Origin of the sequence: Brachybacterium sp. EE-P12 (assembly GCF_003711805.1) — a bacterium.
In the GTDB taxonomy this organism is placed as follows: Bacteria; Actinomycetota; Actinomycetes; order Actinomycetales; family Dermabacteraceae; genus Brachybacterium.
The window spans coordinates 207,948-228,654 of the sequence record NZ_QXCP01000006.1 but is presented as its reverse complement, the minus strand read 5'-3'; the positions used below and the strand labels follow the sequence as shown (position 1 = coordinate 228,654).

The 20,707-nt window shown below is 72.0% G+C and carries 21 protein-coding genes; 11 read left to right on the top strand and 10 right to left on the bottom strand.

What is annotated here, in order from left to right:
* Positions 1-35 precede the first annotated feature (35 nt).
* The 3 genes from rpmA to D1648_RS10520 form a co-directional block, all read right to left on the bottom strand.
* Positions 36-290 carry a 50S ribosomal protein L27 gene (gene rpmA / locus D1648_RS10530; protein WP_010551799.1) on the bottom strand — a complete coding sequence of 85 codons (255 nt, stop codon included), beginning with the start codon at positions 288-290 and terminating at the stop codon, positions 36-38.
* A gap of 34 nt (positions 291-324) precedes the next feature.
* Complete coding sequence (gene rplU, locus D1648_RS10525) at positions 325-633, bottom strand: 50S ribosomal protein L21 (RefSeq protein WP_029360839.1); 309 nt, start codon at positions 631-633, stop codon at positions 325-327.
* A gap of 248 nt (positions 634-881) precedes the next feature.
* The gene (locus tag D1648_RS10520; protein ID WP_122941500.1) at positions 882-3,602 is read right to left on the bottom strand and encodes an Rne/Rng family ribonuclease; all 2,721 of its coding nucleotides are present in this window, start codon (positions 3,600-3,602) and stop codon (positions 882-884) included.
* Between the two features lie 351 nt (positions 3,603-3,953).
* On the opposite strand from D1648_RS10520, the gene D1648_RS10515 reads away from it, so the two are divergent.
* Genes D1648_RS10515 through D1648_RS10495 form a run of 5 tightly spaced genes read left to right on the top strand, consistent with a single transcriptional unit; the run spans position 3,954 to position 11,127 of the window.
* Positions 3,954-5,510, top strand: coding sequence for a cytochrome ubiquinol oxidase subunit I (locus D1648_RS10515; RefSeq protein ID WP_122941498.1), 1,557 nt, complete (start codon positions 3,954-3,956; stop codon positions 5,508-5,510).
* A gap of 17 nt (positions 5,511-5,527) precedes the next feature.
* Positions 5,528-6,610: a cytochrome d ubiquinol oxidase subunit II gene (gene cydB, locus D1648_RS10510; protein ID WP_164518677.1), complete on the top strand. Its 1,083-nt coding sequence runs from the start codon at positions 5,528-5,530 to the stop codon at positions 6,608-6,610.
* A 13-nt stretch (positions 6,611-6,623) separates the two neighbouring features.
* Entirely contained in the window at positions 6,624-8,339 is a 1,716-nt protein-coding gene (gene cydD, locus D1648_RS10505) for a thiol reductant ABC exporter subunit CydD (protein WP_122941496.1), read from the top strand.
* On the top strand, positions 8,336-10,021 hold the full coding sequence (gene cydC, locus D1648_RS10500; RefSeq protein WP_122941494.1) for a thiol reductant ABC exporter subunit CydC: 1,686 nt from the start codon (positions 8,336-8,338) through the stop codon (positions 10,019-10,021). Before cydD ends, cydC begins: the two co-directional genes overlap by 4 nt.
* Positions 10,018-11,127 (top strand): sensor histidine kinase, encoded by a 1,110-nt coding sequence (locus D1648_RS10495; protein WP_122941492.1) that lies wholly within the window; start codon positions 10,018-10,020, stop codon positions 11,125-11,127. Before cydC ends, D1648_RS10495 begins: the two co-directional genes overlap by 4 nt.
* 7 nt (positions 11,128-11,134) lie before the next feature.
* On the opposite strand, the gene D1648_RS10490 is transcribed toward D1648_RS10495, so the two are convergent.
* On the bottom strand, positions 11,135-11,764 hold the full coding sequence (locus tag D1648_RS10490; RefSeq protein WP_122941490.1) for a response regulator transcription factor: 630 nt from the start codon (positions 11,762-11,764) through the stop codon (positions 11,135-11,137).
* A gap of 226 nt (positions 11,765-11,990) precedes the next feature.
* Between D1648_RS10490 and D1648_RS10485 the strand changes: the two genes are divergently transcribed.
* The 6 genes from D1648_RS10485 (at position 11,991) to D1648_RS10460 (ending at position 16,754) form a co-directional block, all read left to right on the top strand.
* The gene (locus D1648_RS10485) at positions 11,991-13,124 is read left to right on the top strand and encodes a sensor histidine kinase (RefSeq protein WP_241155443.1); all 1,134 of its coding nucleotides are present in this window, start codon (positions 11,991-11,993) and stop codon (positions 13,122-13,124) included.
* The gene (locus D1648_RS10480; protein ID WP_122941485.1) at positions 13,121-13,789 is read left to right on the top strand and encodes a response regulator transcription factor; all 669 of its coding nucleotides are present in this window, start codon (positions 13,121-13,123) and stop codon (positions 13,787-13,789) included. Before D1648_RS10485 ends, D1648_RS10480 begins: the two co-directional genes overlap by 4 nt.
* Positions 13,790-13,911: 122 nt before the next feature.
* Positions 13,912-14,820, top strand: a complete 909-nt coding sequence (locus D1648_RS10475) for an ABC transporter ATP-binding protein (RefSeq protein WP_122941483.1) — start codon at positions 13,912-13,914, stop codon at positions 14,818-14,820.
* Positions 14,817-15,566 carry an ABC transporter permease gene (locus D1648_RS10470; protein WP_122941480.1) on the top strand — a complete coding sequence of 250 codons (750 nt, stop codon included), beginning with the start codon at positions 14,817-14,819 and terminating at the stop codon, positions 15,564-15,566. Before D1648_RS10475 ends, D1648_RS10470 begins: the two co-directional genes overlap by 4 nt.
* 1 nt (position 15,567) lies before the next feature.
* A complete protein-coding gene (locus D1648_RS10465) occupies positions 15,568-16,317 on the top strand; it encodes an ABC transporter permease (RefSeq protein ID WP_122941478.1) in 750 nt (249 codons plus the stop codon).
* A gap of 29 nt (positions 16,318-16,346) precedes the next feature.
* Positions 16,347-16,754 (top strand): hypothetical protein, encoded by a 408-nt coding sequence (locus tag D1648_RS10460; protein WP_122941476.1) that lies wholly within the window; start codon positions 16,347-16,349, stop codon positions 16,752-16,754.
* An 85-nt stretch (positions 16,755-16,839) separates the two neighbouring features.
* On the opposite strand, the gene mutM is transcribed toward D1648_RS10460, so the two are convergent.
* From mutM to D1648_RS10430, 6 genes are all read right to left on the bottom strand, one after another.
* Positions 16,840-17,778, bottom strand: a complete 939-nt coding sequence (mutM, locus tag D1648_RS10455; RefSeq protein WP_122941474.1) for a bifunctional DNA-formamidopyrimidine glycosylase/DNA-(apurinic or apyrimidinic site) lyase — start codon at positions 17,776-17,778, stop codon at positions 16,840-16,842.
* 3 nt (positions 17,779-17,781) lie between these two features.
* A complete protein-coding gene (rnc, locus tag D1648_RS10450; RefSeq protein WP_122941471.1) occupies positions 17,782-18,534 on the bottom strand; it encodes a ribonuclease III in 753 nt (250 codons plus the stop codon).
* Entirely contained in the window at positions 18,534-19,121 is a 588-nt protein-coding gene (locus tag D1648_RS10445) for a DUF177 domain-containing protein (protein ID WP_122941469.1), read from the bottom strand. The genes rnc and D1648_RS10445 overlap by 1 nt, the downstream gene beginning before the upstream one ends.
* A 4-nt stretch (positions 19,122-19,125) precedes the next feature.
* Positions 19,126-19,617, bottom strand: a complete 492-nt coding sequence (gene coaD / locus D1648_RS10440; RefSeq protein ID WP_122941467.1) for a pantetheine-phosphate adenylyltransferase — start codon at positions 19,615-19,617, stop codon at positions 19,126-19,128.
* A gap of 29 nt (positions 19,618-19,646) precedes the next feature.
* The gene (locus D1648_RS10435) at positions 19,647-20,039 is read right to left on the bottom strand and encodes a DUF3224 domain-containing protein (RefSeq protein ID WP_122941465.1); all 393 of its coding nucleotides are present in this window, start codon (positions 20,037-20,039) and stop codon (positions 19,647-19,649) included.
* Positions 20,040-20,118: 79 nt separating this feature from the next.
* Positions 20,119-20,700 (bottom strand): GNAT family N-acetyltransferase, encoded by a 582-nt coding sequence (locus D1648_RS10430; protein ID WP_122941463.1) that lies wholly within the window; start codon positions 20,698-20,700, stop codon positions 20,119-20,121.
* Positions 20,701-20,707 lie beyond the last annotated feature (7 nt).

Below are 20,707 nucleotides of genomic sequence, written 5' to 3'. Positions count from 1 at the left end.
GGACGCTGGGTGCCCCGGAGCTCCGGGGCGGCGTGTCAGACGGTCTCGACGACGCTGACCACGCGACGGTCGCGCTTGCGGCCGAACTCGACGGTGCCCGCGGTGAGCGCGAACAGCGTGTCGTCGTTGCCGCGGCCCACGCCGTCGCCGGGGTGGATCTTGGTGCCGCGCTGACGCACGAGGATCTCGCCGGCGCCGACGACCTGGCCGCCGAAGCGCTTCACGCCGAGGCGCTGGGCGTTCGAGTCACGGCCGTTCTTGGAGGAGCTGACGCCCTTCTTTGATGCCATCTGGGATCAATCCTTTGTCTGGTCGAGGGATCGCTCAGGCGATGCCCGTGATCTTCAGCCGGGTGAGCTCCTGGCGGTGGCCCTGGCGCTTCTTGTAACCGGTCTTGTTCTTGTAGCGGAGGATGCGGATCTTCTCGCCGCGGAGGTCCTCGACCTTCTCGGCGGTGACCTTGACCTTCGCGAGCTCGGCCTGGGCCGAGGTGACCTTGTCACCGTCGACCAGCAGCACGGGAGCGAGATCGATGCTGTCGCCCGCCTCGCCTGCCACGCGGTTGATCACGATGGTGTCACCGACCGACACCTTCTCCTGACGACCGCCTGCGCGGACGATTGCGTACACCACGTCACTGCTCCATCTTGTGAATCGGATCTGCTCTTCGAGCCGTGCGCCCTGCCGGGTGTCCACCGCGGACCTGCGACCGTCAACCGGTCCCGGCCGAGGGCCGGGCGGGAGATGCGGTCGCGCGATGTCCACCGGGCCACGACTGCGACGCGTTTGCGCCACGGGACAGCTTACGATCCCGCGAACGGCCGGTCAACCATCGGACACGCCGCGACCTGCGAGAACGCGGTCACACCCTGTGGAACACGTCACCCCTCGGACGGGGCGGCGTCCTCCGGGGTCTCCGCGACCTCGACGGCCTCGCCGTCGACGACCACCTCGGGCTGGCCCTGGCTGCCGGAGGCCGCCGCGATCGAGGCGATCGTCGCGCGGGCCAGCGCGCGGCTGTCCTCGTCCTCGGCGAGGCGATGGACGTCGCCGCTGTCCTCGGCGGCGCCCTCGGCGCCCTGCTCCTCCTCGTCCTTCGCCCCGCCGCGGCCGCGTCGGCCACGCCGGCGCGAGGAGCCCTTCGAGCCGTCCTCGCCGCTGCCGCCGCCCTGGGGGTGGGTGTGGCCGCCGTCGGCGTCCATGTCGATGGTCATGCCGCGTCCGTGGCAGTGCTCGCAGGTGGTGGAGAAGGTCTCGACCAGGCCCTGCCCCACGCGCTTGCGGGTCATCTGGACGAGCCCGAGGGAGGTGACCTCGGCGACCTGGTGCTTGGTGCGGTCCCGTCCCAGGCACTCCACGAGGCGGCGCAGGACGAGGTCCCGGTTCGCCTCGAGGACCATGTCGATGAAGTCGATGACGATGATGCCGCCGATGTCGCGCAGGCGCAGCTGGCGCACGATCTCCTCGGCCGCCTCGAGGTTGTTCTTGGTGACGGTCTCCTCGAGCGAGCCGCCGGAGCCGGTGAACTTGCCGGTGTTCACGTCGACGACGGTCATCGCCTCGGTGCGGTCGATGACCAGCGAGCCGCCGGAGGGCAGGTAGACCTTGCGGTCCATCGCCTTCAGGAGCTGCTCGTCGATGCGGTGCTTGGCGAAGACGTCCTTGCCGGGCGTGGTCGGGACGTGCGCGGTCACGCGCTCGAGCAGGTCCGGGGCCACCTCGGAGACGTACTGGTGGACGTCCCGGTGGACCTTCTCGCCCTCGACGATCAGGGAGGTGAAGTCCTCGTTGAAGACGTCGCGCACGACCTTGATGGCGATGTCCGGCTCCTGCGAGAGGGCGACCGGCGCCGAGCGCGACTTCTGGGACTTCTGGATCTTCTCCCACTGTGCACGCAGGCGCTCGACGTCGCGGGTGAGCTCCTGCTCGCTCGCGCCCTCGGCGGCGGTGCGCACGATGACGCCCGCGTCCTCGGGGATGATCTGGCGCATGATCTTCTTCAGCCGGCTGCGCTCGGTCTCGGGCAGCTTGCGGGAGATGCCGGTCATCGACCCGCCCGGCACGAACACCACGTAGCGGCCGGGCAGGGAGATCTGGCTGGTCAGACGGGCGCCCTTGTGGCCGATCGGGTCCTTGGTGACCTGGACGAGCACGGGGTCGCCGCTCTTCAGCGCGAGCTCGATACGGCGCGGCTGGCCCTCCAGGCCCACCGCGTCCCAGTTGACCTCGCCGGCGTAGAGCACGGCGTTGCGGCCCTTCCCGATGTCGACGAACGCCGCCTCCATCGAGGGCAGCACGTTCTGGACCTTGCCGACGTACACGTTGCCGACCATCGAGGTCTGCGACTTCTGTGCGACGTAGTGCTCGACGAGCACGTCGTCCTCGAGCACGGCGATCTGGGTGCTGCCGGAGCGCTCGCGCACCACCATGGAGCGCTTGACGGACTCGCGACGGGCGAGGAACTCGGCCTCGGTGATCACGTTGCGGCGACGACCGGCGTCACGGCCCTCCCGACGGCGCTGGCGCTTGGCCTCGAGCCGGGTGGAGCCCTTGACGGCCTTCACCTCGTCCCGCGCCTCGCGCACCTTGACGACCGTGTTCGGCGGATCGTCCGGCGAGGAGCCGTCGTCCGAGCTGCTGCCGGAGCGGCGACGGCGACGCCGACGGCGCGAGCTCGAGCTCGAGCCGTTCGAGGAGGAGCCGGAGCCGTCCTCCTCGCTCTGGGAGTCGTCGTCCTGGGCGGAGGCGTCCTCCTGGTCGGAGGAGCCCTCGTCCGAGGCGCTCTCTGCGCCGTTCGCCTCCTCGTCCCCGCGACCGCGGCCGCGACGGCCACGCCCTCCGCGGCGGCGGCGCCGGCGCGAGGAGCCCGAGGAGCGCTCCTCGGAGTCGGAGTCGGAGCCGGTGTCGTCGTCGGAGCCGTCCTCGGAGCCGGTGTCCTCCGCGTCCCCGGAGCCGTCGTCGTCCTGGTGGCGGTCCTCCTCGTGCTGGGAGGAGCGGCGGGACCGGCTGCGGCTGCGGCGCGAGGGTGCGGCGGCCTCGTCCTCGGACGGATCGGCCTCGGAGGCCGTGTCGGAGTCGGCGTCGGACTCCTCGTCGCTCCGGTCCTGGTCCTGGGGGGCGACCGTCGTGCGGGGCTGCGGCGTCGGGGCCTGGAAGAGCAGGGAGGCGAAGTCGAGCTGGACCTGCTCGCGGCGGCGCGCGCGGTCCTCGTCCTCGTCGCTCGCCGTCCCCTCGTCGGCGCCGCGCGCCGAGGCGAGGGCGCGCAGGTCGTCGACGACGGGATTCGCCTCGGGCTCCGTCTCCTCGGCAGCAGGCTCCTCGACGACGGGCGCCTGGAACGTCGGCGCGCCCGCGGGCGCCCCGGCACGGCGACGGCGACGGGTGGGCGCTGCGGGCGCGGGCTCGGCGGGCTGCTCGGACTGCGGGGCGACGACGGTGCGGGGCGCGGTCTCCTCCGGCGCCGCGACGGGCTCCGGGGTCACGGCGGGGGCACCGGCCGGGGCTCCTGCCGCCCGGCGTCGGCGTCCGGCGGGGGCGGGCGGGGCCCCCTCGCTCGACTCGGTCGACGCGTCGTTCTCGGGGTTCTGGGTGCTGTCAGCCATGCGGCCGTCTCCTTCTGGAGGGCCAGCGCACCCTGGCCCCGTCTGGTCATCGTCCCTGGGGACGGAAGTCTCTGGCCCTCGCCGTCGCGCAGCTCCGCTCGGAGCGCTGCGATGCCGATCGCGGGGAGCACTGCGGTCGCGGTGAGTCCGCGTGGCCGGTGCTCGACGTCACGACGCCGGGAGGTTCCCCCGCCCGGTACGGAGCAGGAGAGCGCCTCGGCCAGTATGGCACAGCGCGCACACCGGACCGGGGAGGACAGATCCCGTGGATCGGGGGGACGATGGTCCTCGGGGGAGGTGCGCGCGGCCCCCTAGGTTTCATGACAGCGTGTCGTTCTCCCGGGAGGATCCATGGAAGCCCTCGACCTGGCACGGTGGCAGTTCGGCATCACCACCGTGTACCACTTCATCTTCGTGCCGCTGACCATCGGGCTCTCGCTCCTGGTCGCGATCATGCACACCCGCGCCGTCTTCGCGAAGGACGTGCAGCGCAAGGACGCCTGGACCCGCATGACGAAGTTCTTCGGCTCGATGCTCATCGTGAACTTCGGCATCGGCATCGCCACCGGCATCGTCCAGGAGTTCCAGTTCGGGATGAACTGGTCGGAGTACTCGCGCTTCGTGGGAGACGTCTTCGGCGCGCCCCTGGCCCTCGAAGGCCTCGCCGCCTTCTTCCTCGAGTCCGTGTTCCTGGGGCTGTGGATCTTCGGCTGGGGGAAGATGCCGGAGAAGATCCATCTGCTGACGATCTGGGCGGTCGCGATCGGCACGATGGCCTCGGCGTACTTCATCATCGCCGCGAACTCGTTCATGCAGCACCCGGTCGGAGCGATGCTGAACCCGGAGACCGGGCGCGCCGAGCTCGACCCGTCCCAGGGATCGATCTTCGCCGTCCTCACGAACGTCACCACCCTCGCGGCCTTCCCGCACGTCATCTCCGGAGCCTGGCTGGTGGCCGGCGCGTTCCTCACCGGCGTCGCCTCCTGGCACATGGTGAAGCACCACCGGGCGGCCCGCGAGGCGGGGCTGGAGACCCCCGAGGGCGAGGAGCAGCACCGCGCCGCGCGGGATCTCTACCGTCCCGTCGTGCGCTTCGGCGTGATCGCGATGTTCGTCTCGGCGATCGTGCTCGTCGTCTCCGGCGACTTCCAGGCCCAGATCATGTTCCGGCAGCAGCCGATGAAGATGGCGTCGGCCGAGGCGCTGTGCGAGACCGAGACCGGGGCCTCCTTCTCGATCCTCTCCGTCGGCGGCCCCGACGCCTTCGCGACCGACTGCGACGGCGTCACCCACCTCATCGAGGTCCCCTACGTGACCTCCTTCCTCGCCACTCACACCCTCGATGCGACCCTGCAGGGGGTCGACGACCTCAACGCCCAGTACAAGGAGCAGTTCGGGGAGACCGCGGTGAACATCCACGGCGAGGAGGTCGCCGTGGACTACCGCCCGAACCTCTTCGTGACCTACTGGTCCTTCCGCCTGATGATGGGCCTGGCCGCCTTCAGCGGGATCCTCGCCTTCTGGGCGCTGTGGGTCACCCGCGGCAAGGGCGAGCACGCCCGCACGACGGGCTCGAAGGCGTTCCAGTGGTTCGCCGTGCTCGCGATCCCCATGCCGTTCCTCGCGAACTCCGCCGGGTGGGTCTTCACCGAGATCGGGCGTCAGCCCTGGGTGGTCCACCCCAATCCCGACGACCCGACGGTGCGGCTCATGACCCTCCAGGGCGTCTCGAACCACCCCTCGGCGATGGTGATCACCTCGCTGGTCGCCTTCACGCTCGTCTACGGCGTGCTGGCCGTGATCTGGTTCCGGATGATGCAGAAGGCCGCGCTGAAGGGCGCTCCCCTGCCGCAGCGCGACCCGGACACGGACGAGCTCGACACGCCCACCCTCTCCTTCGACTACTGAGAAGGGACCACCTGCTCATGGACACCATGCTGGACCCCACCGTCCTGCAGACCCTCTGGTTCGCGCTGATCGCCTTCTTCTTCCTGGGCTACTTCGTGCTCGAGGGCTTCGACTTCGGCGTGCAGATGAACGTGGCCGCGTTCTGGCGCCGCGGCGTCGGCGCCCGCGGCACGGTGCTGAAGACCATCGGCCCCGTCTGGGACGGCAACGAGGTCTGGGTGATCACCGGCGGCGCGCTGCTGTTCGCGGCCTTCCCCGAGTGGTACGCGACCCTGTTCTCCGGCTTCTACCTCGCGCTGCTGCTCCTGCTGCTGGTGCTCATCGTGCGGGTGTGCGCCTTCAAGTGGCGGGAGAAGCACGACTCCGACCGGTGGCGCACCTCCTGGGACGTGGTGCACGTGATCGGCGGCTTCGCCCCAGCCCTGCTGTGGGGAGTGGCCTTCTCGAACATCGTCGCGGGCGTGGCGATCGACGAGCACCACTGGGTGACCACCTCCCTGCTGGGGCTGCTGAACCCCTTCGCGCTGCTGGGCGGGCTGGTGTTCGTGCTGCTGTTCTGGCTGCACGGCACGCTGTACCTGACCCTGAAGGTCGACGGCCCGCTGCGGGAGGCCTCGCACCGCCTCGCGGGAGTGCTCGTGTGGCCGACGATCGTGGCCGGCGCCGCCTATCTGCTGTGGTTCCAGCTCGCGCACTCGAACTCGTGGCTGACCCTGATCCCCGTCGCGATCGCCGCCGTCGCACTCGTGGCCGTGGTGCCGCTGGGCCGCGCGCGGCGCGAGGGCCTCGCCTTCATCGCGACGACCACCGCGATCACGGCGGCGACGATATCCCTGTTCGGGGGCCTGTTCCCGTACGTCATGCCGGCCTCGAACGATCCGGCGAACTCGCTGACCGTCGCGAACGCCTCCTCGACCGAGCACACCCTGACGGTCATGCTCGTCGCGCTCGCGATCCTGATGCCGATCGTCATCGCGTACACGATCTGGACCTACCGGGTCTTCCGCCACCGCATCACCGACGAGGACTCCCCCGCCCCCGGCGCGGGCCTGGTCGAGAAGGCGAAGCAGAGCTACCGGGACGCCTTCGAGCAGGGCTGACGGGCCGATCTCGATGACCACCTCCACCGCGGCGAGGCCGACGACGACGGCAGGCGACGGGAGCGCCCCGCCCCGCACCAGCAGGGCGCCCCTGGACCCGCGCCTGGTGCGGGAGGTGCGCGCCGCCCGCGCCCATGTGGCACGGACCGTGGTGCTCGGCCTCGTGCAGGCCGGGTGCGTGATCGTCACTGCGCTCGTGATCGCGGACCTCGGCGCGCGGCTGCTGGTCGAGCGAGACGTCCCCCAGGACACCCCGGGGAGGCTCGGCCTGCTCGTCGCGGCGCTCGCGGTGCGCGCGGCGGCGGTGCTCGTCGAGGAGGCGACCGCGCACCGCGCCGCGACCGCTGCGATCAGCGATCTGCGCGCCCGGGTGCTCGGGCATGCCGCCCGGCTCGGCCCGCGCGCCGGTGCGGGGCGCGGCGCGGATCTCACGACGCTGGCCACCACGGGGCTGGAGAAGCTCCGCCCCTATCTCGTGGGCTATGTGCCGCAGCTGATGCTCTCGGCCACCGTCACCCCGCTGTGCCTGCTCACGATCGGTCTGCTGGACCCGCTCAGCGCCGTGATCGCCACGCTCACCCTGCCGCTGATCCCGCTGTTCATGATCCTGGTCGGGAAGATGACCGTCGGCCGCTCGGAGAAGCTCCTGGCCGACATGCGCGCCCTGTGGTCCCAGCTGATCGACCTCGTCGACGGGCTCCCGACGCTGCGCGCGCTGGGGCGCGAGAAGGGCCCCGAGAAGGTCGTGGCGGCCCTCGGCGACCGCCACCGCGCCTCCGCGATGGGCTCGCTGCGCTTCGCGTTCCTCTCCTCGCTGGTGCTCGAGCTGCTGGCCACCCTGTGCGTCGCGCTGGTCGCCGTGTCGATCGGCATGCGCCTGGTGTACGGGGAGATGGAGCTCGCCCCGGCGCTCGCCGTGCTCGTGCTCGCTCCCGAGGTGTACCAGCCCCTGCGCAACGTCGGCTCGCAGTACCACGCCTCCACCGACGGCCTCGCCGCGGTCTCCGCGGCCTTCGAGGTGCTCGACGAGCAGGCCCCGGCCGACGGCACCCGCCCCGCGCCGGACCTGCGCGGCGCGACCCTCGCCCTGCGCGGGGTGAGCGTCCCCTCCCGCGACGGCCACGCCCCGCACGAGGCGAGCCTCGCAGTGCGCCCCGGGCGGGTCACCGCCCTGACCGGCCCCTCCGGCGCGGGCAAGACCACCGCCGCCTGGGTGCTGCTGGGCCTGCTCGAGCCCGGCACGGGCCGCGCCGAGGTGATCGACGCCGACGGCGCCGCGGTCGATGTGCGCGAGCTCGAGCGCCGCACCATGTGGGACCAGGTCGCGCTCCTCCCCCAGCGCCCCGTCCTGCCGCCCGGCACGCTGCGCGAGGTCCTCGCCTCCGCCCGGCCGGGCGCGAGCGACGCGGAGATCGAGGCGGCCGCGAGCGCGGTCGGCCTCGATCCGGTCATCGCCCAGCGCGGCTGGGACGCGGATCTGGGCCGCGCCGGCCGCGGCATCTCCCTGGGAGAGCGGCAGCGCCTCGCCCTCGCCCGCGCGATGCTCTCCCCCGCCCCGCTCGTCGTGCTCGACGAGCCCACCGCCCATCTCGACGGGGCCGCGGAGCAGGTGGTCCTCGACCTGATCGCGACGCTGCGCGGCCAGGGACGCACCGTGCTCGTGATCGCGCACCGCTCCCGTCTGGTCGAGGCGGCCGACGACGTCGCCGCCGTGGAGGCCGCCGCATGAGTTCCCCCGTCCCCGCCGCTCCCGCCGATGCGCTGCGCCGAGCCGAGCACGCGCTCGCGATCCCGCCGGCGCGCCTGCTCGCCGCGGTGCTCGCCGCGACCGCGACCCTCGGCTCCGCCTTCGCCCTCGCGGCGGTCTCCGCCTATCTGGTCACCCGGGCGTGGACGATGCCCCCCGTGCTCGACCTGACCGTCGCGGTGGTGATGGTGCGGGCCCTCGGCGTCTCCCGCGGCGTGTTCCGCTGGCTCGAGCGGATGCTCACCCACGACGTCGCGCTGCGCGGCGTGGTCTCGCTGCGCACCTCGCTGTTCACCTCCCTCGCCGCCCGCACGGACGACGCGCTGACCCGGCTGCGACGCGGCGAGCTGCTCGCCCGGCTGGGCGACGACGCGCAGGAGCTCGGCGACCACGTCATCAAGGCGATCGTGCCCGCGATCGTCGCCGCCGTCATGCTCGTCGTGGTGCTCGCGACCTTCGCACCGCTGTCGTGGCCGGCGACCGCGGCGATGGCCCTCGCCCTCCTCCTCGCCACGGTCGCCGCCCCGCTGTTCGCGCACCGCGCCGCGGCCCTGACCGAGCAGGCCGTGCTCACCACCCGCTCCGCCGTGACCGCGCAGTCCCTCGAGATCCTCGACGACGCGACCGCGCTGCGGGTCGACGGCCGGCTCGACGCCGCGCTCGACCGGCTCGACGGGGCTCAGGCCGCGCACGACGCGGCGATCGACCGCGCCGCCCGCCCCGCCGCCCTCGCCGCAGCCGCGGTGCCCGCGAGCATGGTCCTGGCGGTGCTCGGATCCCTGCTCGCCGCGGGGACGGCCTGGACCGCCGGGGATCTCTCCGCCGGCCAGATCGGGATCCTGCTCCTGCTGCCGCTGTCGTCCTTCGAGGCGGCGACCGCCCTGCCGGCCGCCGCGACCCAGCACGCCCGCTCCCGCGCCGCCGCGGAGCGGCTCGACGCGGTCGCCGGGGAGCCCGAGGCCGACCCGGCCCCTCCGGTGCCGGCCGAGCGCCCCCAGCGCGCGAGCCTGCAGGCGCGTGCGCTCACCGCCGGCTGGTCCGCGGGCTCCCCGCGCGTCGCGGGCCTCGACCTCGACCTCCCCCCGGGCACGCGCCTCGCCGTCGTCGGCCCCTCCGGCAGCGGCAAGTCGACGCTGCTGGCGACCCTCGCCGGGCTCCTCGCCCCGCTCGGCGGCGAGGTCCGCACCGACGCCGCCTCCCTGCGCGAGGCGGTGACGATGTTCGCCGAGGACGGGCACGTCTTCGCGACGACGCTGCGGGAGAACCTCCGCGTGGTGCGCGGCGACCTCGGGGACGGCACCGTCCTCGCGGCGCTCGCCGCCGTCGGCCTCGAGGACTGGGTGCGCACCCTCCCCCGCGGGCTCGACACGGTGCTCGGCCCCGACGGGACCACCGTCTCCGGCGGGGAGCGGCGCCGCCTGCTGCTGGCCCGCGCCGTGCTGCGCCGCGGCCCGGTGCTGCTGCTGGACGAGCCGACCGAGCATCTCGACACCGCGCTCGGCGACGCCCTGCTCGGCGCCCTGCTGCGCCGCGGCGACGAGTCCCTCGTCCCGAGCTCGAGCACCGTCGTCGTGGTCACCCACCGCGAGGAGGCGATCCCCGCCGGCACGCCCGTGCTGCGCCTGCTGCCCGATGCCCGCACCGCCCTCGAGGAGACGAGATGAGAGAGCGACCCCGCATCCAGGACCTCGCCGGCGCCGTCCTCGCCGGCGGCGAGACCGAGGACCTGCTCGAGCTGATGGTGCACTCGGCCCGCACCGATCTCGGCGCGCGCAGCGCCCTGCTGGTGCTGCCGCTGGACCGGGACTCCTGGACGATCGAGATGGTCGACGGATCCGACGCCGCCACCCTCCTCGGCGAGGAGGTCCCCGCGGATGATCCCGTCGGCGCGGCGCTCGAGCAGGCCGACGCCGAGTCCCTCGAGGCGATCGACACGCTCCCCGTGGGCGAGGAGACGTGCCGGGTGCTGCTCGCCGTGATCGACGCGGCCGAGCAGGGCACCGGACTGCTCGGCGTGCTGCGCCCCGGGGGCTCCGAGGCGTTCACCGACGCGGACCGGGAGCGCCTCGACGCGCTCGCGGGGCTGGTCGGCCTCACCCTGCGCGCCCCGACGCTGCGCGCCGACACCGAGATGGACGACGAGCGCGGCCGCATCGCCCGCGACCTGCATGACCTCGCGATCCAGGAGCTGTTCGCCGTCGGCATGGAGCTCGAGGGGCTCGTGGACTCGCTCGGCTCCCCGGACGTCACCCCGTCGAAGGCCCGGATCCGCTCCTCGGTCGCCGCCTCCGTGCAGGGGGTCGAGAACGCCGTCGCGCAGATCCGGCTGATCGTGCAGTCCCTGCGCCGCGAGCGCTCCGAGGCCACGCTCACAGAGCAGCTGCGCCGCGAGGTGGGGCTCGCCACCGCCGGGCTCGGCTTCGTGCCCTCGCTGCGCCTGCCGCCGCATCCGGCCCAGATGGACGCGGAGCTGCCGCCGGAGATCGCCGACGATGTGGTGGCAGTGGTGCGCGAGTGCCTCGCCAACGCCGCGCGTCACGCGCATGCGAGCGCGGTCGCGGTCTCCGTGAGCGTGTTCTCCGAGGGCGTGGACCGGGTGGTGCAGGTGAACGTCTCGGACAACGGCCGCGGGATCGACCCGACGGTGCGGCGCCGCTCGGGACTCGCGAACATGTCCTCGCGCGCCCGGCGCCACTCGGGCTGGGTGGACGCGATCAGCCTCGAGCCGGGGACGATGATCTCCTGGCGGGTGACGTTGCCGACGGCCTGAGCTCAGCTCATTGCGGCTTCCAGCCGGCCCGTCGGCGGGCGGCGACCATCGCGGCGACCTGCGTGCGGCGCTGCATCCCGAGGGTCTGCAGGATCACGGTGACGCGGTTCTTCACGGTCTTCTCCGCGATGCCGAGCGCGTCGGCGATCTCGCGGTTGGAGTGCCCGTCGCCGATCAGCTCGACGATCCGCTGATCGGACTCGGACAGGTCCGGGCCGTCCTCGACGTGGTCGGCCGGCCAGACGGAGCGCCCCACGTGCACGGCCTGGATCGCCTCGATGATCTCCTGGGAGCGGGAGGACTTCAGGATCAGTCCCGCGGCGCCGGCCGCGCGGGACTCGCGCAGCGCGGCGTCGTCGTCGAAGCTGGTCAGCACCAGCATCCGCTGCTCCGGATCGAGCTCGCGGGCCTTCTTCATGACGTCGATGCCGGTGCCGTCGGGCAGCTGCAGGTCCACCAGCAGCACCTGCGGGCGGATGGCCGGGAGGCGACGGGTCGCCTCGGCGACGGAGGAGGCCTCGCCGATCACGGTGAGCGCGGGGCTCGCGTCGATCGCGGTGACGATGCCGCGCCTGACCACCTCATGGTCGTCGACGAGCATCACGCGGATCGGGCCGTCCTGCTGGGTCGCTGTCACGGGGCGTCCTTCCTCGAGTCCTCGGGCGCTGAGCAATCTATCGCACCGGTGCCGGACCGCGTCCTGTCGTCTGGGCCGATGTCGCGGCGAGGGAGGACCTTCCCGAACCCGACCGGTTACGTTGGATCGTATGTTCCCCCCGGCACCGGTGACTGCTGCAAGCACCGACGGCAGCTCTGCGGCAGGGAATGACGCCCCACCACCGGGTTCCTGGCTGTCTGAGCGGATGTGGCTGGTCGACGTCCTGATCGCCGTCGGCGTGTACCTGTACAGCGTGCCGATCATCCCCCTCTATGCCGCAGGCGCCCCGCAGGGCATCGCCTTGCTCCTGGTCTCGGCGGCGATCTGCGGAGCCTACGTGCTGCGTCGCCGCTACCCGCTGGGAGTCCTCGGCATCATGCTGCTGGCCGCTTCGGCCCAGCTTCTGCTCGGCGCCCCGCTCCTTCCGGCGGACGCCATGCTGCTGTTCGCCGTCTACAACGCCGCGTCCCTGCTCATCTGGTGGGTCTCGTCGGCCGGCACGGTCGCCACGATCGTCTGGCTCCTGGCCACGGTCACGCCGAGATTGGGCCAGGACTTCATCGACATCGGACAGCTCGGCCTCCTGATCGTCGTGACGCTGTGGTGCTGGACCTGGGGTCGGCTCGTACAGATTCGCCGCCGCCACATCGACGGCCTCCGTGAGCAGACCGAGCAGCTGGCGCGGGAGAAGGAGGCCCAGGCGACCATCGTCGCGGCCTCGGAACGGGCACGCATCGCCCGCGAGATCCACGACATCGTCTCCCACAGCCTCAGCGTCGTCGTGCTCATGTCCGACGGGGCCGCGTCGAAGGTCGACTCCGATCCGGACACGGCGAAGTCGGCGATGCTCACCGCCCGTGACACGGGTCGCACCGCTCTGTCGGACATGCGACGCATGCTCGGCGTGCTGCGCGAGGACGAGCCGGGCTCGCACGCGCCTCAGCCGCGCATCGCGCAGCTCCCGGTGCTCGTCGAGCAGACCCGTGCCGCCGGTCTGCCGGTGACGCTGACGAACGAGGGAGAGCACGCCGGACTCCCCGAAGGTCTCCAGCTGACGGTCTACCGCCTGGCGCAGGAGGCGCTGACCAATGTGCGCAGGCACGCCGGCGACGACGTCTCCCACGTCGACGTGGGTCTGCACATCACGGACGACACGCTCACGATGAGCGTGGCCGACGACGGCCGGGGACCGCAGGAGCCCGCGAACGACGACGGACACGGACTGGTCGGGATGCGCGAGCGGGTCGCTTCCCACGGCGGAGTCCTGTCGACCGGCGAGCGCCCCGGCGGAGGATTCGAGATGCGGGCCGTGCTGCCGATCGGAGAAGGACGAGGATGACGGTACGTGTGCTGCTGGTCGATGATCAGGAGATGATCCGTGCGGGACTCCGCATGGTGCTCGAATCCCAGTCGGGAGTCGAGATCGTGGCCGAGGCCGACGACGGCGACACCGCTCTCGAACTCGTCGCGACCGTGGAGACCGACGTGGTGCTCATGGACGTGCGAATGCCGAGGATGAACGGCGTCGAGGCGACCGGCGCCATCACCGGGTTGGATGACCCGCCGAAGGTGCTGATCCTGACCACCTTCGACCTCGACGAGTACGCCTACGACGGTCTGCGGGCGGGAGCCTCGGGCTTCCTGCTCAAGGACACCCCGGTCGAGGAGCTCGCCACGGCGATCAGACACGTCCACGCCGGCGATGCAGTCGTGGCACCGAGCACGACCCGCCGCCTGCTCAGCCACTTCGCCCGCTCTCGCCCCGGGCAGACGAGCGCTGCACCCACCACGCGGCTCGAGGAGCTGACCCCTCGAGAGCACGACGTGCTCGCACACATCGCCCGAGGACTGTCCAACTCCGAGATCGCCGACCAGCTCGGCCTCGCCGAGGGCACGGTCAAGGTCCATGTCGGTCGGATCCTGACCAAGCTCGACCTGCGTGACCGGGTCCAGGCGGTGGTCCTGGCCTACGAGACAGGCCTGATCCGAGCCGGTGGCGCGTGAGGAGGACGGCCGGCCGTCTATCACTTCAGGCATACGGCAGGAAGCGCCTACTCCTGGAGTGATAGCTCGAGATGGGCCCGTGGCCAGATGAGATCTGAGTCCGGCAGCGGGATGGTCGAAGCATGTCTTCAGCCATCGTCGAGACCACGAACCTGACCAAGCGCTACGGCAGGCACATCGTCGTCGAGAATCTCAACCTGCACATCCCCGCCGGCTGCGTCTACGGCTTCCTCGGCCCCAACGGAGCCGGCAAGTCCACGACGATGAAGATGCTGCTCTCGCTCATCCAGCCCTCGACCGGACAGGTGGAGCTCATGGGCCGGCCGATGAGCCGCAGCTCCCGCCGAGAGCTGCTGGGCGACATCGGCTCGCTCATCGAAGCACCGCCCGGGTACGCCCACCTCACCGGAGCCGAGAACATGGCTCTCGTGAAACGCCTGCTGGGGCTCACGACCGAGCAGATCGACGTCGCAGTACGCGCCGTGCGCCTCCAGGACCAGATGACCAAGCAGGTCCGTGACTACTCCTTGGGCATGAAGCAGCGCCTGGGCATCGCCATGGCCCTGGCACGAGAGCCGAAGCTGCTCATCCTCGACGAACCCACCAACGGCCTCGATCCAGCCGGGATCGAGGAGATGCGCACCCTGCTGCGGCGGCTGGCCGACGACGGCGTGACGGTGATGGTCTCCTCGCACCTGCTCGGCGAGATCGACAAGACCGCCGACATGCTCGGCATCCTCTCCGGCGGGCGGATGATCTTCCAGGGCAGCAGAGCTGAGCTCATGGCCGCTTCCACTCCCGACGTCGTCTTCACCTGCACGGACCCGCACGCTGCCGCTGCAGTGCTTCGTGGCCACGGCGCGCAGTTGACCGAGGCGGACGAAGTCACCGTCCCGGGGCTCGATGACCGTCAGACCGCTGGGGTCGTCGCCGCTCTGGTCGGCCAAGGCGTGGGCGTCTTCGGGGTCCGCCGGGACGAGCAGACCCTCGAGGAAGTCTTCATGTCGCTCACCGCGGGAGGTCGGCTGTGAGCGGGGCGGCTGTGGCGAACGAGTTCGCCAAGATGCGACGCCTGCGCGTCTGGCTCATCGCGGTGCTCATGACTCTGGCCGTGCTCGGCTTGTCGCTGTTCACCGTGGTCTCCAGCCCCGACTTCGACCCCGGCAGCCCCGGAGCCTGGAACGCTCTGCTGGCGGGCATGTCGCTGGGCATCCCGCTGATCTGTCCGCTGCTGCTGGCCGTCATCGCCTCCCGGCTGACCGAGGTCGAGCACACCGGGAACGGCTGGCTGTCGCAGGCCACGGCCGGGATCACCCCCGGCGTGATGTGCCGAGCCAAGCTCGTCGCCCTCGGCCTCGTCGTCACCGTGACCACCCTGGGCACCGGTCTGCTCGTGATCCTCAGCGGGAAGCTGCTGGTCGGGATCCTCGCACCGCCGCCGCTGGGGCGCTGGACCGTCTTCACCCTGTGCATGCTCGCGGTCAACCTGGTCGTCCTCGCACTTCATCTCCTCGTCTCTGCGAAGGTCGAGAACCAGCTCGTGGCCCTGGGGATCGGCGTCCTCGGATGCGTTCTCGCCGTGTTCTCCCAGGGCCTGCCGACCGCCGCCGCGCACGTGACTCCATGGGGTTACTACGCACTGGCCACGGCAGCTGACTACGGCGGCGGCGGCTACATCGCCGTGGACGTCTGCTACCCGAGCATCATCGCTCTGGCCGTCGTCATCGGGATCGCCTTCGCCCTCGTCACCGACCGCTTCGACCGTCAGGAGGCCTGACATGGATGCACTGACCGCCGAACTCATCAAGCTCAAGCGCTCCCTCGCCTGGCCGATCGTCATCGGTCTGCCCGTCGTGCTCGTCCTCGCCGGCGCGGCCACTCAGCTCGCCGACGGCACGACGCCCGAGGACGGCTGGGACACCGTGTGGCTGCAGTCGGTCGGCTTCTACGGCCTGTTCCCGCTCGCCGTCGGCATCGCCGTCCTCGGCTCGCTCGTCTGGCGCGTCGAGCACCGCGGCAGCAACTGGAACGCCCTGATGAGCAGTCCCGCCTCATCACTGCGCATCGTGGTGGCCAAGGCTGCCGTCATCGCCGGGCTGACGGCGCTCATGCAGATCATCCTCTATCTGTCAGTGCTCGCCATCGGCAAGCTCGCCTTCAGCCTCGAGGGCATGCCGGACAGTCAGCACCTGAGCATCACGGCTCTGCTCGTGGTCGCCACCGTCCCAGCCGCGGTGCTCCAGTCCGGCCTGTCGATGCTCATGCGCTCCTTCGCCGTGCCGATCGCCGTCGCTCTCCTGGCCTCCGGGTTCTCGACGGCCGCCCTCATGGTCGCAGGCAACGCCGCTCTCGTCTCGCCCTACGGGCTGGCCACGCGCACTGCGCTGCTGGGCACCGGGTCCTTCGTCGATGAGGGGACCATCACCGGCGGCGACGTCGCGGCGATCCTCATCGCAGCAGCGCTGGGGACCGTGGTGCTCGTCCTCTGCACCACAGCCGTCCTCGAGCACCGCGACACCCGCGTCTGAGACACCGCTGCATCGAGAAGGAGAAGCCCATGTCCACTGAGCACCCGGAACAGCACCGTCCCGTCGACGTCCAGAAGCACGACGAGTCCTCCCCTGCCTGGCCCGGCCGGTCGGCTGCCGGCAGCGGCGTCCTCGCCCTCGTGCTGTGCCTGGCCGCCCTGGTCGCCTCACCTCCCCTGCTTCTCATCCCTTACATCGGTGTCGTCCCGGCACTTCTCGCCGCCGCCGGAATCGCCATCGCCGGGGCGGGACTGCGTCGCAGCGATCACGGCACCCGCACCGCCGTGATTGGGCTGATCGTCTCCGTCGTCGTGTTCGCACTGCTGGCCGGCATCGCGACGCTGTGGAACCTTGTCGTCGCAGATCCGGCCGTTCGCGACTACGACGAGCTCCACGAGGTCATCGACCACGTCAGGACCCTCGTCTTCGGCTCATGATCCGGCGACCTCGCCGGTCGAAGGACCTCGCAGAAGCTGCCGCTCGACACGACCTGTCCGCATCAGTTCTCCCGACCGGAAGGTACTAGCGTCGGCGCTGGCACCGCGGGCAGTAGTGGGAGGAGCGACCGCCGTGCATCACGCGCCGCATCGTGCTCCCGCAGCGCGGGCACGGCTCCCCCTCGCGCCCGTAGGCGCTGAGCGAGCGGGCGAAGTACCCGCTGCGCCCGTCGACGTTCACGTACAGCGCGTCGAAGCTCGTGCCGCCCACCTCGAGCGCCCGCTCCATCACCTCGCGGGCGGCGCGGAGGATCGCGAGCGCACGGCGCTGGCTCAGCGCGGTGCCGGGGGTGTCGTACCGGGTGCGGGCCGCCCACAGCGCCTCGTCCGCGTAGATGTTCCCGATCCCGGAGACGATCTCCTGGTTCAGCAGCAGGGTCTTCACGGCGCTCCGCCTGCCGCGCAGGGCGCGGGCGATCGCGGGGAGGTCCGCGGCCGGGTCCAGCAGGTCGCGCGCGATGTGCGCCGCACCCTCCGGCAGCAGAGCGTCGGGACTGCCCACGCCCGCGAGCGCGCCGTCGGCCGCCTCGAGCAGCGGGCTGGTCCAGAGCCCGCCGAAGAGCCGCTGGTCCACGAGGTCCACCCGGGCGCCGTCGTCCAGGTGGAGGGAGAGGCGGCGGTGCCGCAGCGGGTCCGAGGCCGGCCCCTCGGAGCCCGTGACCGCCGGTGCGGGGAGGGCGCCCGGCGTGCTCATCCGCAGCTGGCCGCTCATGCCGAGGTGCCCCATCAGGGCCTCGCCCGTCTCCGCGCCGTCCGCATCGGCGAGCCGCCACCACAGGAACTTCCCGCGGCGCGCGACGGCGGTGAGCCGCGAGCCCACCAGCGCGGCGCGGAGGCGGTCCTCTCCCCCGTGCTGCCGACGGATGATGCGCGGATCGAGCAGCTCGAGCGCAGTGATCGTGCGGCCGACGGTGCGGGGCTCGAGACCGCGCCGCACCACCTCGACCTCGGGCAGCTCGGGCACCGCTCAGCCCCTCGGGATCAGGGACTCGCCGCGCTCGGCGAGCAGCCCGCGCACCGCGTTCTGGGCGGCGGCGAGCTCGGCGTCCTTCTTCGAGGCCCCCTCGCCGCGGGCGGTGACGAGCCCCTCGACGGTGACGGTCGCGCTGAAGGTCTTGGAGTGCTCGAGCCCGGACTCGGTGATCCGGTAGGCGACGGTCTGCCCCTCGGCGGCGGCCATCTCCTGCAGGCGGGACTTGAAGTCGTAGCCGGCCTCGAGGAACTCGTCGGAGTCCAGCAGGGGGCTGAGCAGGTCCAGCACGAAGCGGCGCGAGACGTCCTGGCCGAGCGCGAGGTGGACCGCGCCGATCACGGCCTCGGTGGTGTCGGCGAGGATCGAGGCCTTGGAGCGGCCGCCGGTGAGGTCCTCGCCGCGGCCCAGGCGCACGTAGGCGCCGAGGTCGAGGCGGGAGGCGATCACGGCGAGCGCCCGGGTGGAGACGGTCGCGGCGCGGCGCCGGGCCAGGTCGCCCTCGGGGAGCGTGGGGTGAGCGGCGTAGAGGTGCTCGGTGACGGCCAGCTGCAGCACGGCATCGCCCAGGAACTCGAGCCGCTCGTTGTGCGGCAGGCCGTCGTGCTCGTAGGAGTAGGAGCGGTGGGTCAGCGCCAGCTCGAGCAGGCCGGAGCCCTCGAGGTCCGCGGCCTGCCCGGCGTCCAGCGGCAGGGAGTCCAGCAGACCCTGCGGGGCGGCGGCCTCGGTGGCGCGGCGCCTGCGCGCCATCAGGCCTTCCCGTCCTGCGCGTCCTCGCCCTGCGCGTCGTCGTCGAACAGGCCCTTCAGCGCGGCGAAGCGCTCGTCGATCACCTCGTGGTGGTGCTCGGGATCGTCCTCCATGCGGAAGCCGCACTGGGCGCACAGGCCGGGGCAGTCCTCGCGGCACAGGGGGCGCTCGTCGGCCTCCATCGCGAGCGCGTCGCGCACGAGCGGGCCGAGGTGCACCTCGTCGTCCTCGAGCAGGACGGCGTCCTCGCGCTCCTCCGCCCGGACCTTCTCGGGGTAGAGGAACAGCTCGTCGAGGCGGACGTCGACGTCCTGCTCGACGGGGTCGAGGCAGCGGGAGCACTCGCCCTCGAGCTCGGCCGTGACGGTGCCGTGGACGTAGATGCCCTCGACCACGGACTCGAGCTCGATCTCGACGGCGATGTCGTCGCCCTCGGGGACCTGCATCGCGAGTCCACCGGCCTCGCGGGCCGGGGCGGGGACGGTGCGCTCGACGCGGCGGTGGGTGCCGGTGCGGCCGACGAGGTCGACGGCGTCGAAGCGCAGGGCGTCGTCGAGCGGCGAGGTGGGGATGTCGTCGGTGGTCATCTGCTCAGCGTAGGTCAGAGTCGGCGTGCAGCGCCTCCAGGGAGGCGGCCGGGAGCATGTCGGAGACGTCACCGCCGAGCGCATGCACCTCCCGCACGAGCGAGGAGGAGATGTGGGCGAGGCTCGAGGCGGTGAGCAGGAAGATCGTGTCGATCCCCGCGAGGTGGTGGTTCATCCGCGCCATCGGCTCCTCGTAGGCGAGGTCGAGCTGGGAGCGCAGCCCCCGCACGACGGCTCCCGCGCCGACCTCGCGGCAGAAGTCGACCAGCAGTCCGTGCGGCAGGGTGCGCACCTCGGCGGCACCCTCGAGACCCTCCTGCGCGAGGGATCCGCGGATCGCGGCGGTGCGCGCCTCGAGGTCGAGCAGCCCCTGCTTCGAGGGGTTGTGGGAGACGGCGACGATCACGTGGTGCCCGAGCGCCGTCGCGCGGCGGGTGAGGTCGAGGTGCCCCAGTGTGAAGGGGTCGAACGATCCGGGCAGGACGACGGTGGTCATGGCGACGACTCTAGTGCCGGCGACGGTGCTCAGCCGAGCGTGAGGCGCACCTCGTGACGGCCGTCGTCGTGGATCTCCCCGATCTCGAGCGTGCCGGTGGCGTCCGCGAGCTCGGCGGTGCCGGAGCCGGGGACGATCACGTACCGCAGGGCGGGGCGGCCGTCGGCCATCGTGCCGAGCTGCTGGAGGGCGAGCGTGCCGGCGCGGCCGCCGAGCGTGCCCTCGAAGAGCTCGATCGCCACGTAGCCGGCGCTGCCGCTCTCGGGGTCCCCGGCCGTCAGCATGGTGCCGCGGGAGGTGCCCTCGACCTCGCCGGCCCAGGTCTTGGTCAGAGTGAAGCGGTCGGCGGCGCCGGGGACGGGGGCGTCGGGGGTCATCTGCACGGTGAAGGTGGCGGTGAGGCTGCGGGGGTCGGCGGTCATTGCTCCAGTATTCCCCGGCGGCGGCGGTGAACGCACCCGTTCTGCTTGACCGACGCCGCGAACTGGGCCTGAGCCGGCGTCAGCGGGCGAGCGGGGGCCGGGGCTCGCTCGCGAGCAGGGCGTAGCTCGCCCCGTCGAGCCAGCGGCCGCTGCGGTGCAGGGACTCCTCGCGGAAGATGCCCTCGAGTCGCAGGCCGATCTTCTCCATGACGCGACGCGAGGCGTGGTTCTCGGCGAAGCAGGACGCCTCGATCCGGCGCACGCCGAGCCCGTCGAAGGCGATGTCGCGCAGGGCGGCGGCGAACTCGGTGCCGAGGCCGCGGCCCTGGACGGCGGGGTCGAGCACCCAGCCGATCTCGGCCTGCCGCCCTGCGGCCTGCTCGCGCATCTCGGCCTGGGACCAGGCGTCCTGCCGTGCGACCTTGCCCGCGGCGACGATCCGGCCCTCCTGCAGTCCCACGACGCGGGTCTCCAGGCCGCCGTCCCACCAGGTCCGGTGGTCGGCGAGAGTGGGGCTGAGCGTGGTGGTGTACTCCTGCACCTCGGGCAGCCGGTACCAGGGCCAGACCTCCTCGGCGTCCGCGCTGCGGCCCGGCCGGAGGGTGAGCCGTGCGCTGCGCAGCGGCCAGTCGAGCTCGTCGAGGGTGCGAGATCGGGTCATCCGGTCA